Raw genomic sequence first — 13,910 nt, 5'->3', positions numbered from 1 at the left:
CAGCATCTCGCTTCCTTCCTGTTTATTATCATCATGAACTAATTGACTACCTTCCTTCGCCATCCTGATTTCACAACCATGACCTAACGTAATTTGTCATACGTTAGTGTGATAGGCTTTCCCTATCTCTGACTACTACGAAGGCTCCGTTACCATATGGAATATTCAAGAGCCACATTTCTTGGTTTTTACCTTGAAATCATCCTCTATAGCCATAAATGGCGCTTCCACTTAGGTAATCCCCATTTAGTACCTTGTAAATAGTTTGTAGTAATGTCGGTTGGGACTTTCAATCTTTACTAATGTACTTTAGTTGGTTCTCTAGTGTGAAACACACCTCTCTCCACAAAAAATAGATGAGCTGAACTAGAGACATATCGTTTCAATGTCTATTTCGATATGGTCGTCGATAAGACCCCTTGATTTATCCTTCACGCAGTTTAGCATTCAACCTTGTTTACCACGGTACACCTAGAAATTCAGTCGCACTCATGACATTAGAGTGACTTATCCCGTTGCAGCCATGCTACACTCCCCGCTCACTTTCGATTACGGATAAGGCTACCGGTGTCGGGTTGTTATCTTGTTTCACTTCACCCGCTGATTTACTAAATCAGAGTTTACAAGGCCCTTATGGGCGCACCATCATCTCCGCAACAGCCGGAAGTAAATTATAACGATCATGATCTGCTAAGTTGCGCGCCCCAATTTCTGTTCCCATATACCATCCATTGAACGGAGCGGCTGTATAAGAAATACCGCCAATTTCTAAACGCATATCTGAAATCATTGGAACACCATACCATTTTACTCCAAGTGATGAAATAGGGTATTCTGGGTGTTCAATTGGCACTTCTTTTACTTCTTCTCTCGGAATTTCTTTATATATAGGCGCTTTTCCATCTATAGAAAACACAAGTGGCAATACATCGTAATTCGTACCCTCTCCTTGCCAACCAAGCTCCTGACAAAAGTCCGTAAATGTAGCGGAATGAGAATCACCAATCACTCCCGTTTCTGTTTTATATCCTGCATATCGAATCAATTGGTGATTATAAATTCTTATATTATTTTCTTCACCTTGATATTGCTTAAAAATCGTAATGGTTGGTTTAACTTTTCCGTCGTTCGTTGCATATTTAATATGATGAATTAATGCATTATATACACCCTCTTCATCATTTACTTCGCGCGCATCTAATATGTGCATCTTACTCCAAAATAGTCTTCCAATACATCTATTACTGTTACGCCATGCCATTCGTGAACCATGAACAAGTTCTTCAAATGTATGCTCATATGTCCCTGTCTTCTCTATCTCAATTTGAATTTCTTTTATACGTTCTGCTATCAATTGTTCTTTATGAAGCTCCTTATAACAAATCGTAATAAAATTACTTGCTTCCTCTATTAATTGTTTCGTTTTACTCATAAACAATCTCCTTCTATTTCAACAAAACCCTGCTACTTTACAGTATAAGCAAAAAGGATAGGAGTCACAAATGAAAGTGAGAGTGTTACTTTTATTGTAATATTTTTCAGAAAATTAATGGAATTACTATTGACTTATATGGAAAATGGGTGTATTTTTGACTCAGGTAAAGTATTTTTACCTAGACCAACTTTTTAAGTCGAAAGGAGGGAATGTTATGTCTTCATTTCAATTGCCAAAGCTTTCATATGACTATGATGAACTAGAGCCACATATTGATAGCAATACACTTGCCATTCATCATGGAAAGCACCATGCGACATACGTAAACAATTTAAATGCTACTTTAGAAAATTATACTGAATTACATAATAAATCTTTAGAAGAATTGCTATGTAATTTAGATGCTTTACCGAAGGAAATTGTTACAGCTGTACGAAATAACGGCGGTGGTCACTATTGTCATAGTCTTTTTTGGGAAGTGATGAGCCCACGAGGTGGCGGTGAGCCTAATGGAGACGTTGCAAAAGTAATTGATTATTATTTCAATACCTTTGACAACTTAAAAGATCAACTTTCCAAAGCAGCTATTAGTCGTTTTGGAAGTGGCTATGGATGGCTTGTTCTTGACGGTGAGGAACTCTCTGTTATGAGTACACCAAATCAAGATACGCCTTTGCAAGAAGGGAAAATCCCCTTACTCGTAATTGATGTATGGGAACATGCTTATTATTTAAAGTATCAAAATAGGCGCCCAGAGTTTGTTACCAACTGGTGGCATACAGTAAACTGGGACCAAGTAAACGAGAAGTATTTACAAGCAATTCAATCACAAAAACATTAGTCGTACGTATAAGGTAAATTTGGTAATGTAAAATCAGTATTGTCGAAATCCTCCAGAATCCCCCGGATTGCCACCGGGGGATTTATGATTACTTCATTGTATTTATATAATGTTTTAAAATATTTTTTATTTCTAGTTTCAGCTCTCGGAACAAAAATCCGAATTCACGAGCCTTTCCATTATGTAACGTACAGTTAGTTACCTCATTATAAGGAGCTATATTTCCCCCAGCTTTCTGAATGAGTGCTTTTATTCCTGTCTTCTCTTCTATGAAATGAATAATTTCTTCCATAGAAACTGCTCCGTTACTACAGGCGTTAATTGGTCCTCTCACATTTGCCATTCCGCACCAAGCTAGAAACTCTCCTGCCTCTTTTTCATGTATAAATGACAAAGTTCCATCTACATGATCCACAACGATAGGTTTTTGGTTCACAATACATTCAACGTAAAATTGTAACCTTTTCGTATAATCATTTTCTCCAATAACAACTGGAAAACGCACTGCAACGACTGGGAATGTTGCATGTTGAAATACAACGGCTTCAGCTAATCTCTTTCCTTCACCATAATTGAAGTCATTCCTATCTCCATACGCGATTGCATACTCGTACGGATTAAAGTCTTCTTCTGATAAGCTTAGGGCAGGTTCATAGACGGCCATTGAAGATGTCATAACATATTTCTTCGTTTTCCCTCGTAACACTTCACATATTACCTTCGCTGCATTCGAGCTATAGCATAAATTATCGTATACAATATCATAACTTTTATCTCCTAGACGCTCTGCTAGTTGTTTTTCATCTTCCCTATCTACAATAAGTCTTTTTACTCTACTGCCAAAAGAATCTTCCGTAATTCCTCTCGTCGCAATCGTTACATCGTGCCCCTCTTGCAAAAGTGCTTCTACTAAATGTTTACCAAAAAATCTTGTTCCCCCTAGCACCAATACTTTTTTCAACTTCATCATCCCCACTTTAGCAAATTGTAAAATACTACCTCTCTATTATAAGTGCTAACATATAAAAAGCATGGAATTCGTTTAACGATTCCATGCCTTTATACAGATAATATATTAACGTACTCGATATTTATAAATACAATAACAGAAGTATAAAATAGAAATTACAGATACATAAACCCATAATTCATATACGAATCCCTCTCCCCACACTCCCATAAAATAAAAGAGTGAAGGTAAAGTCAATGTTACCCATGATTGTACGAAGGCAATCCTTCCAAGATATTGATTAATGTTCTTCTTTTGTGTATTTAATACAAAGAATAAATACCAAAGTAATGCCCACATAAACCACGTTAACGCATTAACAACATCATGGAATTGAACAAATGAAACAACCATATAGAATAAGGCTATAATTGCTACCCAAATACAAAACCATCCTAGACCACTACTATCCATTCCTTTTATAAAAGTAACACCTACATATAAATAAGTTAATCCAAATAAGAAAGTAGCCGCATATGAATACACTGTCCAATTGCTTTGGTCAGAAATCATAATCAAATAAAACGGAATAATAATTTGTAGTGCACCCACAAATAAATTAAAAACACCCGCACTTTTCATCTCTGCTTTCCCTAATATAACAAGACTATTTAAAAATAAAGCTGCCCCTGAAAGTAATAATCCTACATAACCCATATATATTCGTGTGAAAATCTTTACCTTTCACACTTTTAACCTCCCCACACTATAAAATGATACTTATATTATTTTTCTTCCCATTTAAAACTACATACATAATTTTTCACCTAAATAAGTCAGACCTCCTACCTCAAAAAAGGAGTGAACTTAAAACGCTTTCAATAATAAATACTCCTATCAAAACATGAACTAGGATTCCTTGATTATAAACGGACTCTAGCAATGATACAAGTGTTGGAATACATTTCAATAATACGCTTTCAATTCCCATAAAAAATTAATAAAATAATACATTACTCTATCTCATTCTACTACCTTCTAGCATAAGATATTGTAAAATCATATCATTTAAAACAGCGAACGTTCTTTTCTAGGTTCGCTAATAAACTTAGTAGAAAATGAATATAAAAAATGACCTCTTGCTTTTATGCAAAGGTCATTTTTTATATTCATCATTAAACTTCTAAATAGCCATTTTTATTATTTGATTGCCATTTCCAAGAGTCAGCACACATTTCTTCTAATCCGCGTGTTGCCTCCCAGCCTAATTCACGCTTTGCTTTCGATGCATCAGCAAAACATACTGCCACATCACCTGGGCGACGCTCTGTAATTTTATAAGGAACTTTCTTGCCCGAAACTTTTTCAAACGCTTCAACCATCTCTAGTACACTATAGCCCATGCCTGTGCCCAGGTTATAAGCATCTACTCCTGTTGTACTCAGTACTTTCTCAAGCGCCTTTACATGACCATTTGCTAAGTCCACAACATGGATGTAATCACGGACTCCTGTTCCATCTTTCGTTGGATAGTCATTTCCGAATACGCTTAATTCTTTTAACTTACCTACCGCTACTTGCGTTACATATGGCATTAAGTTATTTGGGATTCCATTTGGATCTTCTCCGATACGCCCACTTTCGTGTGCACCAAATGGATTGAAATAGCGAAGTAATGCGATACTCCATTCTGCATCTGCAAATGCTACATCACGCATAATTTGCTCAATCATTAATTTCGTTTGACCATATGGATTTGTTGCACTTAATGGAAACTCCTCCGTAATCGGTGACGTTTCCGGGATACCATATACAGTTGCAGATGAACTAAAGATTATCTTCTTTACATTATGTTTCTGCATTACTTCACATAGCACTAACGTGCTTGTAATGTTGTTATGATAATATGTTAATGGAATCGCTACTGACTCCCCTACAGCTTTAAATCCTGCAAAGTGAATAACTGCTTCAATTGAATTTTCTTCAAAAATTGCGTCAAGCGCTTCGCGATTTAAAACATCTTCTTTATAAAACTTAAATTGTTTTCCTGTTATTTCTTTTACTCGATTTATAGATTCTACCGAGCTATTCGAAAGATTATCCACTACTATAACTTCGTAACCGCTATTTAGTAATTCTACACATGTATGACTACCAATATATCCTGCTCCACCTGTTACAAGTATTGCCATAATTATAGTCCTCCATATTTCATTCATTATAAACTTCTCAAAGTATATCACATATTTCTTATCCTATGTTTAACATGCGAACACAGAAACTTACATTTTATCCCATAATAATTTTATAACATATACGATTCTAATCAGGTAATAAAAAAATGCCACATAATAAAAATTATGTGACGTTTTTTTATTAAATTACGTAACAATATACACTTAGAAAATGCGCAAGACTACCTAATAATACAAAAACATGAAAAATTTCATGATGCCCCATATATTTAAACTCTAACCATTTTGGCTTTGTTCCATAAATAAATCCACCAATTGTATAAAAAATGCCCCCAAGTACTAAGAAAATAATGCCTCCTGTACTTAAATTCTCAGCTAACGGTGCAAAGAATAAAACAATTAACCAACCCATCGTAATATAAATTGCTGTCGATAACCACCTTGGACAACTAAACCAAAACATCTTAAATACAATGCCACAAATCGCAGTTGCATAGACTAAACAAAATAATAGCAAACCACTTGCTGAATTTAATGTAATTAAGCAAAAGGGTGCATATGTACCTGCAATTAATATAAAAATCATAGAATGATCTAGCTTCCTAAAGAAGTATATAACACGTTCATTTGCCACAACACTATGATATACAGCTGACGCCGTATAAAGGACCATCATTCCAATACCAAACAAAATAACAGCTGTAATTGCAGCAAATGATGGCATCTTGATAGAAACTTTCACAAGCATAGCTAATAACGCAATAAATGATAATATCGCTCCACCTAAGTGAGTAAATGCATTAACTGGTTCCCTTACATAAGTATTCATAATAACACCCCTCATATAATTACATGTAGTTTTGATAACTACATGTAATTATATACACATTTCTTTTTAAGGTCAACATTTACAATTCATTTGTTTCGTAATACCATATTTAAAGATATATTAAACATTAAGTTCCACTAAGTTATAAAAGTGAGGGATTCTACGTGGAAAATATAAATGAATTACTTAAGACATTACATTTAGAAAAAAACATTAAACTTGAGGATATTCCAAATGTTGACTTATATGTAGACCAAGTTGTCCAACTATTTGAGAATACTTATGCAGATACAACGAGAACTGATGATGAAAAAGTATTAACAAAAACGATGATTAATAATTACGCAAAAGGGAAACTATTCATCCCTATCAAAAATAAAAAGTATTCAAAAGAGCATATGATTTTAATTAGCCTAATTTATCAATTAAAGGGAGCTCTCTCCATTAACGACATAAAAAGTTCATTAGAAACTATAAATGACTCCTTATTAAATGATGATTCATTCGAATTAAATACGTTATACAAAAATTATCTTGCTCTTACTGAAAGCAATGTCGAAAGCTTTAAACAAGACGTAAATAACCGTGTTACAGAAGTAAATGAGATTTCTTCCTTAGAAGATACAAAGCTAGAAAAATTTCTACTACTAACATCCTTCGTGACTATGAGTAATATGTATAGACGTTTAGCGGAGCAACTAGTGAATGATTTAAAAGAATCATAAATAAAAAACTATCCACCTATTAAAGTGGATAGTTTTTTATTTACTTAATTGCTTCATGAACTTTTAGTTGTTTCCCTTTAATCGTTGTAGTCTTCATGACTTTCAAGATAAGTGGTCCTTTTCCATTTAATATTTCAACGTAAGAAACATTATCTTGTATCGTAATAATACCTATATCTTCTGCTGTAACACCTTTAATTTTAGCAATTGTACCGACGAAATCTACCGCCCTAATTTTCTTTTTCTTCCCGCCATTAAAGTACAGCTTCATAATGCCTTTGTTGATATCTGCATTTTTATCTTTCTTTATAATTGGTTTAGCATGTATCTTTTCTTCAAATGCAGCTTTCTCTTTCATAACTTCTTCTTTTGAAGGTCCAATTGCCTTTGGAATTTCAAATCCAATATACTCCTCAATCTCTTCTAAAAATCTATTTTCATATGGTGTTATAAATGTAATAGCTTTTCCACTATTTCCAGCTCGTCCCGTTCTTCCAGTACGATGTACATAGCTTTCTTTTTCAAGTGGAATATCATAATTAATAACATGTGTAATATTATCAATATCAATTCCTCTCGCAGCTACATCTGTGGCTACTAAATAACGGAATTTTCCTTTTCTAAAATCATCCATGACTTCAAAACGATCTTCTTGTACCATACCACCATGTATTTTATCACAAGGATAGTTAGCTCGTTTTAATTGTCTATATACATGATCTACATTTTCTTGTGTACGACAGAAAATAATACAGCTATCAGGATTCTCAATCGTTGTTACATCTTTAAGTAGTGAAAGCTTCTCGTCTTCTATCACCTCAAAAAGAGTATGTTCAATTTTATCCGTCGTAATCCCAGCTGCTTTAATTTCAATATGAATTGGTGAATTCATATATGTACGAGACAATTTCTCAACATCTTCTGGAAGTGTTGCTGAAAATAACATCGTCATTCTTTTTGTAGGTAATTCATCAATAATTGCCTCTACTTGATCGATAAAGCCCATATTTAGCATCTCATCTGCTTCATCAATAACTAAATACTTCAAACACTCTAAAGAAAGGGTACCCTTCTCAATATGATCCAACACACGACCAGGAGTACCAACTACAATATGTGTCTTTTGCTTTAATTCTAATTTTTGATGTGCAAATGGAGATTTCCCATAAACTGCCGCAGCCTTAATCCTTTTGAATCGACCTATATTTGTAATATCTTCTTTTACCTGTACCGCAAGCTCTCTCGTTGGTGTTAAAACTAATGCTTGTGGTTTATTCTCTTCCCACTCCACCATTTCACAAAGTGGAATACCAAATGAAGCTGTTTTTCCACTTCCAGTCTGGGACTTCACAACAAGATCCTTCTTTTGTAATGCAACTGGAATAACCTCACCTTGTACTTCTGTTGGATGATCATACCCTAACCCAGTAAGTGCCCTTACAATTTCCTTACTTAATTTATAATCAGAAAAACTTTTTTTACTCATATATTAACCTCATTTTATTCTGTATTATTTTCTTTTTTATCTTTTGTATACGTTACTATCACCCTACTTATTATACTTGAAACCTTACATAAAAGGTGAATCATGCCAGATTCATCTTTTTATATAGAAACAAACCTTTTCATTTCATATATTGTTCAACTACTTGATAACATCTTTTGCTTGCATTGTTAGCATTAACCTTTTCATAGTATCCTACATCCACTCCAAAAAAATAAAAAGAATACATACAACCTTGTGTAATTAACTTAATTTTTCAACCTTTTTCATAAACGAACAATAAAAATAAAAAAACGTTTTAAATTCGTTTTTAACGTTGTTTTTCAGGTATAAAATCTACTTTTTCAAAAAATGTTAAGAAATTCTTTGACTTCTTAATAAAAATAATGTAAATTATCCTATGGACGAACATTTTTAATTAATAAAAATAAAATATTCGTATTTTAGGGGTGTAAATGATGGAAAACGTATTCGACTATGAAGATATTCAATTAATTCCTGCAAAATGTATTGTAAATAGCCGCTCTGAATGTGATACAACTGTCACTTTAGGAAAACATAAATTTAAATTACCTGTCGTACCTGCAAATATGCAAACGATTATTGATGAAAGAATTGCAACTTATTTAGCTGAGAACAACTACTTTTATATCATGCATCGTTTCCAACCAGAGAAACGAATCTCATTCATTAGAGATATGCAATCACGTGGATTAATCGCTTCTATCAGCGTTGGTGTAAAAGAGGACGAATATGAATTCGTACAACAATTAGCTGCTGAGCAACTGACACCTGAATATATCACGATTGATATCGCACACGGTCATTCTAATGCTGTGATCAACATGATTCAACATATTAAAAAACATTTACCAGAGAGCTTCGTTATCGCTGGAAACGTTGGAACTCCAGAAGCGGTAAGAGAATTAGAAAATGCTGGTGCCGATGCAACAAAAGTTGGTATTGGACCTGGTAAAGTTTGTATTACTAAAATTAAAACAGGCTTCGGAACTGGTGGTTGGCAGCTAGCTGCACTTCGCTGGTGTGCAAAAGCTGCAAGTAAGCCAATTATCGCTGATGGTGGTATTCGTACACACGGCGACGTAGCTAAATCTATACGATTTGGGGCAACTATGGTCATGATCGGTTCTCTATTCGCTGGTCACGAAGAGTCTCCAGGGGAAACAATTGAAAGAGATGGCAAACTTTATAAAGAATACTTCGGTTCTGCTTCTGAATTCCAAAAGGGTGAGAAGAAAAACGTTGAAGGTAAGAAAATGTTCGTTGAGCATAAAGGTTCTTTAGAAGATACGTTAATCGAAATGGAACAAGATCTTCAATCTTCTATCTCTTACGCTGGTGGAACAAAATTAGATGCTATTCGTACTGTAGATTATGTTGTCGTGAAAAACTCGATTTTCAATGGTGACAAAGTATATTAATTCTTAAATTAACTTGAAGGACAAGCATTTTCATGCTTGTCCTTCTTTTTTGTATATAAAAATGAAAAATATTTTAATTTAACCGAATTTTCTATCATTATATTTTTAGATAGTCTTAATAAGGAGGATATACGACTTGAAAAATGTAATAGAAAATCGTCTTAATTGCGCAGAGGTACCTGCTGAACTAACATGGGATTTATCCGATTTGTATAATTCTGATGCCGAATAGCATACTGCATTAAACGCATTGGAAAATGATATACAGAAACTTGATTCATTTAAAGGACATTTACATACTAGCTCCCACACTTTATTAAATTGCCTACTTTTAGAAGAAGAACTTTTAATGACGTTAACAAAACTGTACTCATATGCAAATTTAAAAGAATCTACTGATCGTACAAATCCAAGTATTCAAGCGAACTCTTCCAAAATTTCTGCTTTATGGACGAAAGTACATACTGCACTATCCTTTATTCATAATGAAATCCTCATATTCGGCGAAGGAACAATTGAAAAATATTTAACTGAAGAAACAAAACTTGAACCTTTCCGTAAATCGTTACTAGAAATACTACAAAAAAGGCAGCACACACTGCATCCACTGCAGTAGCTCAAATGATTAAAGAGGAAGGACAACCCGCTATTGATCGCTGGTGGTACAATGAAACATGCCGGAGTAGATATGTCAAAACCAGACGCAATCCGTAAAGCTGTTTCTTACGTTGGTTCATTAATTGATAAATTAGAGCATTCTTATCAAGTATAAAAAATAAGCCCTCGCTTTATGAGGGCTTATTTCATATTTACTTCCCAAACCGTTTGCGATATCCACATTTCCTGCAAAGTTCTTCAACCGCAACTCTTTTCGAAAATCCATCGACAATGTTTGTTGCTCTTTCACCTTCGATAATGTTAGAAAATGAATCATTATTAATATTCCCAAGGTTAATAATCCCTTCACCATCTAAACAACAAGGAATAACTGTTCCATTCGCTAAAATACCCGCTTGATTACGAAGTCCATGACAGAATCCTTTCCCATCATCCTCTTCTTCATGTAATGCTGGCCACTGGAATTCATAGTCTTGATTAATAAAGACACGTTCTGCAATTTTTATACCTTTTCCTGGTGTAAGCTTCTCTTCAATTTGATAAGATAGATCAAATTCATTTTCAATTATAGATAATAACTCTCTATTTTTCTGGATTTCAGCATTCGTTTTATTATCCTGAGTTAAATTCCATAACCTTAACGATACAATTAAATCTGATTGACTTGTCGCTTCCCTAATGAAGGAAAGTATACTCCTTACATAGCCCTCTTTATCTTGCGAACCTGGATGTCCATCAAAACTATGCAGTGAAAAATTCATTTGTCTTAACGCAGGCTTATTTAACAGCCTATGTCTTCTCTTATTAATTAACGTTCCGTTCGTTGTAATATTAACTTTAAACCCTTTTTCATGACTTAAGTCTAATAGTTGATCTATTTTCGGGTGGAGCAACGGCTCACCCTTCACGTGCAAATAAATGTAGTCTGTGTGAGGTTTAATTTGGTCTAATCTTTTAGCAAAATCCTCCACAGAAATGAATTGCTTCTGCCTTTCCGTCGGCGGACAAAAGCTACACGCAAGATTACATACACTCGTAATCTCCAAGTAAAACTTCTTAAACTTCTTCACCTTTAATTCCTCACTTCTCTAACTACTTATACTTTTTCCTCTTCATATTACAGCATATTTTTATGGAAATAGAAACATACTTATTTTAGGAAATCTACATACCATCTAATAATATTTAAAAGACCATCGGTAATTTTTGTCCAATGGTCTTTTTATCCTTTTATATGCAAAGAATAAATTTATTTATGATACGGTTCATCGTAACTATTCTAAATAAGGTTATTTTTTATTATTTTCATAATTAAATTTAACAAAAAAGGTAGTGCCTTCCGATCCTGTTTGAATTTCTATTTTTGCATTATGGCGGGCAGCAATGGCATAACATACACCTAACCCCAATCCAGTTCCATTATCTTTGGTCGTGTAAAACGGCGTACCCAGTTTCTCTAATACTTCAGGCCTGATACCTTTTCCTTGATCCCGCACTGCAAGCACCACACAATTTTGACCTTCCTTGTAAGTGCTAATGGTTAGAACTTTCCCTGTATTCATCGCTTCTAAGCCATTACGATATAGATTCATTAATAATTGCCGTATTTCATTACGATTTAAAAGTAATTCTGGAATGTCATTTGTATCGACTTGAATATATTTATTTTGATTGTACGTATCAATCTTTATTAAAGGAATAATATCGTGGATAATTGAATTTAAATCTAACATCTGCAAATCCGATTTCCTTGTATTACCCATTGAGAGAAATTCAGTAATAATAGAATTGGCACGGTTAAGTTCTTCAATCATTAAATGAAAGTACTTATTATGTTTCTCATAGGCATTATCTTCTTTTAATAACTGTAAAAATCCTAGTACTGTTGTCATTGGATTTCTAATTTCATGGCTGATACCTGCTGCCATTTGCCCTATTAAATCTATGTTGGATAATCTTTTCAATTCCTGTTCATATTTCTTTTTTTCCGTTATATTTTTAAAAATACAACAAATACCATCATCATACGGGTATGCAATAACTTCGTGCCAATATTCATCTGCAGTAGAAAGAAATTCAAAATGAACTGTAGTTCGCTCTGACATCGCACGATGAAATTCCTTATACATAACTGTGTCGATTTCACTCGGGAAAACATCCCATATATTCTTTCCTAATACATCTTTTGCTGTTTTTCTTTGCGGAAAATATTGGTGCTTATTTACGTACGTAAATTCCCATTTATTATTTAAAATAAAAAATCCATCCGTAATACATTCAATCACACTTGTAACTTTTTCATTAGCAGCAGCTAGCTCTCTCGTTCGCTCTTCCACTATGCTTTCTAGTTGATCCATATATAACAAATTCGAAAACGTAGGGGCTGTAGCATCAACGATAGATTTTGCTAGTTGAAGTTGGGAATCATCATAATTGTGAGCTTTTCCTTCTTTGCCAACGACGATTACCCCTAATACTTCTCCCATTGAAACCAATGGAATCATCAATAGACCCTTACTATCTATATTTTTTGTTTGAATAACCTCTTGGATCTTGGCTTCATAGCTTTTCTCTGTCCAATCCGCTTCTGTCCAATGACAGCCCTTACTTAATTTCGTTGTTTTAATTGTTGTTTTGTTTAGCGGATCTAGAAGATGGGCAGTCATATTTTTACTCTCTAAAATCTGTTCTAGGTAAAAAAAGCATTTATCAAAACTCTCCTGTATCGAGGAACACATTGATAAATCACGTGTAACATTTAGTAACAGCTGCTTCTCAGCAATAAGATTTTCCTTTTGTTTTAAATTATTTGCGTTTTGAATTGCAACCGCAGCCATATTTACATAAGCTTCAACACTTTGAATTTCTGAATCTGTTAAGTTCATCGGAATTCCATAATCAAACAAAAAAACTAGACCAAATAACTCTTGCCCAAATGAGATAGGCAGAGCTAATAAGGACTTAATTTTGAATGCATTAACCGGTCTCGGATCTGGTCGATGATCCTTTGAGGTATCAGGAATATAGATGGGTTTTTTCGTTTCAATAACCTCTTTTGCCAGCAAGTCTATTTCAGGATCAATTACTTGAGTATCAAGCGTTACGCCATTTATAGTCTCTGGTTTTCCTGCAAACCCTCTAAATGTTCCATCTTCCTGAGGTAAATAAATTCCAACAGCATCGCACCTAACAATTTCCTCTGATATCGCCATTGTCACACGCTGCAATACGTCACGTAGTTCTAATTTCGTATTTATTATTTTTGTTATATTTGCGAGTCTAGAATATCTCATCTGATTACTTACCATTCACATAGCCTCCAATTATAGGCATAATAAAATAAATATGATAATATCAGTGTTTTACATAGAA

11 protein-coding genes and 2 pseudogenes are annotated in these 13,910 nt (G+C 34.0%); 5 read left to right on the top strand and 8 right to left on the bottom strand.

Going from position 1 to position 13,910, the window contains the following annotated elements:
* Positions 1 to 643: 643 nt before the first annotated feature.
* Positions 644 to 1,432: pseudogene (locus QCI79_RS13680) on the bottom strand (nitric oxide synthase oxygenase); the annotation flags it as partial.
* 217 nt (positions 1,433 to 1,649) lie between these two features.
* On the opposite strand from QCI79_RS13680, the gene sodA reads away from it, so the two are divergent.
* Positions 1,650 to 2,276: a superoxide dismutase [Mn] gene (sodA, locus tag QCI79_RS13675; protein WP_000094035.1), complete on the top strand. Its 627-nt coding sequence runs from the start codon at positions 1,650 to 1,652 to the stop codon at positions 2,274 to 2,276.
* Positions 2,277 to 2,364: 88 nt separating this feature from the next.
* Here the strand turns inward: sodA and QCI79_RS13670 are convergent, their stop codons facing one another.
* From QCI79_RS13670 to trhA, 4 genes are all read right to left on the bottom strand, one after another.
* Positions 2,365 to 3,246: an NAD-dependent epimerase/dehydratase family protein gene (locus tag QCI79_RS13670; RefSeq protein ID WP_015382520.1), complete on the bottom strand. Its 882-nt coding sequence runs from the start codon at positions 3,244 to 3,246 to the stop codon at positions 2,365 to 2,367.
* Between the two features lie 105 nt (positions 3,247 to 3,351).
* Positions 3,352 to 3,942, bottom strand: a complete 591-nt coding sequence (locus QCI79_RS13665) for an AmiS/UreI family transporter (RefSeq protein WP_000542569.1) — start codon at positions 3,940 to 3,942, stop codon at positions 3,352 to 3,354.
* A gap of 458 nt (positions 3,943 to 4,400) precedes the next feature.
* Positions 4,401 to 5,417, bottom strand: a complete 1,017-nt coding sequence (gene galE, locus QCI79_RS13660) for a UDP-glucose 4-epimerase GalE (protein WP_000996548.1) — start codon at positions 5,415 to 5,417, stop codon at positions 4,401 to 4,403.
* Positions 5,418 to 5,601: 184 nt separating this feature from the next.
* Positions 5,602 to 6,249 carry a PAQR family membrane homeostasis protein TrhA gene (gene trhA, locus QCI79_RS13655; protein ID WP_001099730.1) on the bottom strand — a complete coding sequence of 216 codons (648 nt, stop codon included), beginning with the start codon at positions 6,247 to 6,249 and terminating at the stop codon, positions 5,602 to 5,604.
* Positions 6,250 to 6,413: 164 nt separating this feature from the next.
* Between trhA and QCI79_RS13650 the strand changes: the two genes are divergently transcribed.
* The gene (locus QCI79_RS13650; protein WP_021728783.1) at positions 6,414 to 6,974 is read left to right on the top strand and encodes a DUF1836 domain-containing protein; all 561 of its coding nucleotides are present in this window, start codon (positions 6,414 to 6,416) and stop codon (positions 6,972 to 6,974) included.
* A 40-nt stretch (positions 6,975 to 7,014) separates the two neighbouring features.
* Here QCI79_RS13650 and QCI79_RS13645 read toward each other — a convergent pair whose 3' ends face one another.
* Entirely contained in the window at positions 7,015 to 8,460 is a 1,446-nt protein-coding gene (locus QCI79_RS13645) for a DEAD/DEAH box helicase (protein WP_021728784.1), read from the bottom strand.
* 476 nt (positions 8,461 to 8,936) lie between these two features.
* On the opposite strand from QCI79_RS13645, the gene guaC reads away from it, so the two are divergent.
* The 3 genes and pseudogenes from guaC (at position 8,937) to QCI79_RS13630 (ending at position 10,692) form a co-directional block, all read left to right on the top strand.
* On the top strand, positions 8,937 to 9,920 hold the full coding sequence (gene guaC / locus QCI79_RS13640; protein ID WP_000432447.1) for a GMP reductase: 984 nt from the start codon (positions 8,937 to 8,939) through the stop codon (positions 9,918 to 9,920).
* 136 nt (positions 9,921 to 10,056) lie between these two features.
* A pseudogene (locus tag QCI79_RS13635) lies at positions 10,057 to 10,527 on the top strand (oligoendopeptidase F); the annotation flags it as partial.
* Positions 10,528 to 10,587: 60 nt separating this feature from the next.
* Complete coding sequence (locus tag QCI79_RS13630; RefSeq protein ID WP_009327392.1) at positions 10,588 to 10,692, top strand: oligoendopeptidase F; 105 nt, start codon at positions 10,588 to 10,590, stop codon at positions 10,690 to 10,692.
* A gap of 37 nt (positions 10,693 to 10,729) precedes the next feature.
* On the opposite strand, the gene QCI79_RS13625 is transcribed toward QCI79_RS13630, so the two are convergent.
* A complete protein-coding gene (locus QCI79_RS13625; protein ID WP_000713633.1) occupies positions 10,730 to 11,608 on the bottom strand; it encodes a radical SAM/SPASM domain-containing protein in 879 nt (292 codons plus the stop codon).
* Positions 11,609 to 11,827: 219 nt separating this feature from the next.
* Entirely contained in the window at positions 11,828 to 13,846 is a 2,019-nt protein-coding gene (locus QCI79_RS13620; RefSeq protein ID WP_021728786.1) for a GAF domain-containing sensor histidine kinase, read from the bottom strand.
* Positions 13,847 to 13,910: the final 64 nt, after the last annotated feature.

Origin of the sequence: Bacillus cereus group sp. MG1 (assembly GCF_040460035.1) — a bacterium.
Classification (GTDB): Bacteria; Bacillota; Bacilli; order Bacillales; family Bacillaceae_G; genus Bacillus_A; species Bacillus_A cereus.
The sequence above is the reverse complement of the archived record's forward strand: the minus strand, read 5'-3'. Positions and strand labels throughout refer to the sequence as shown.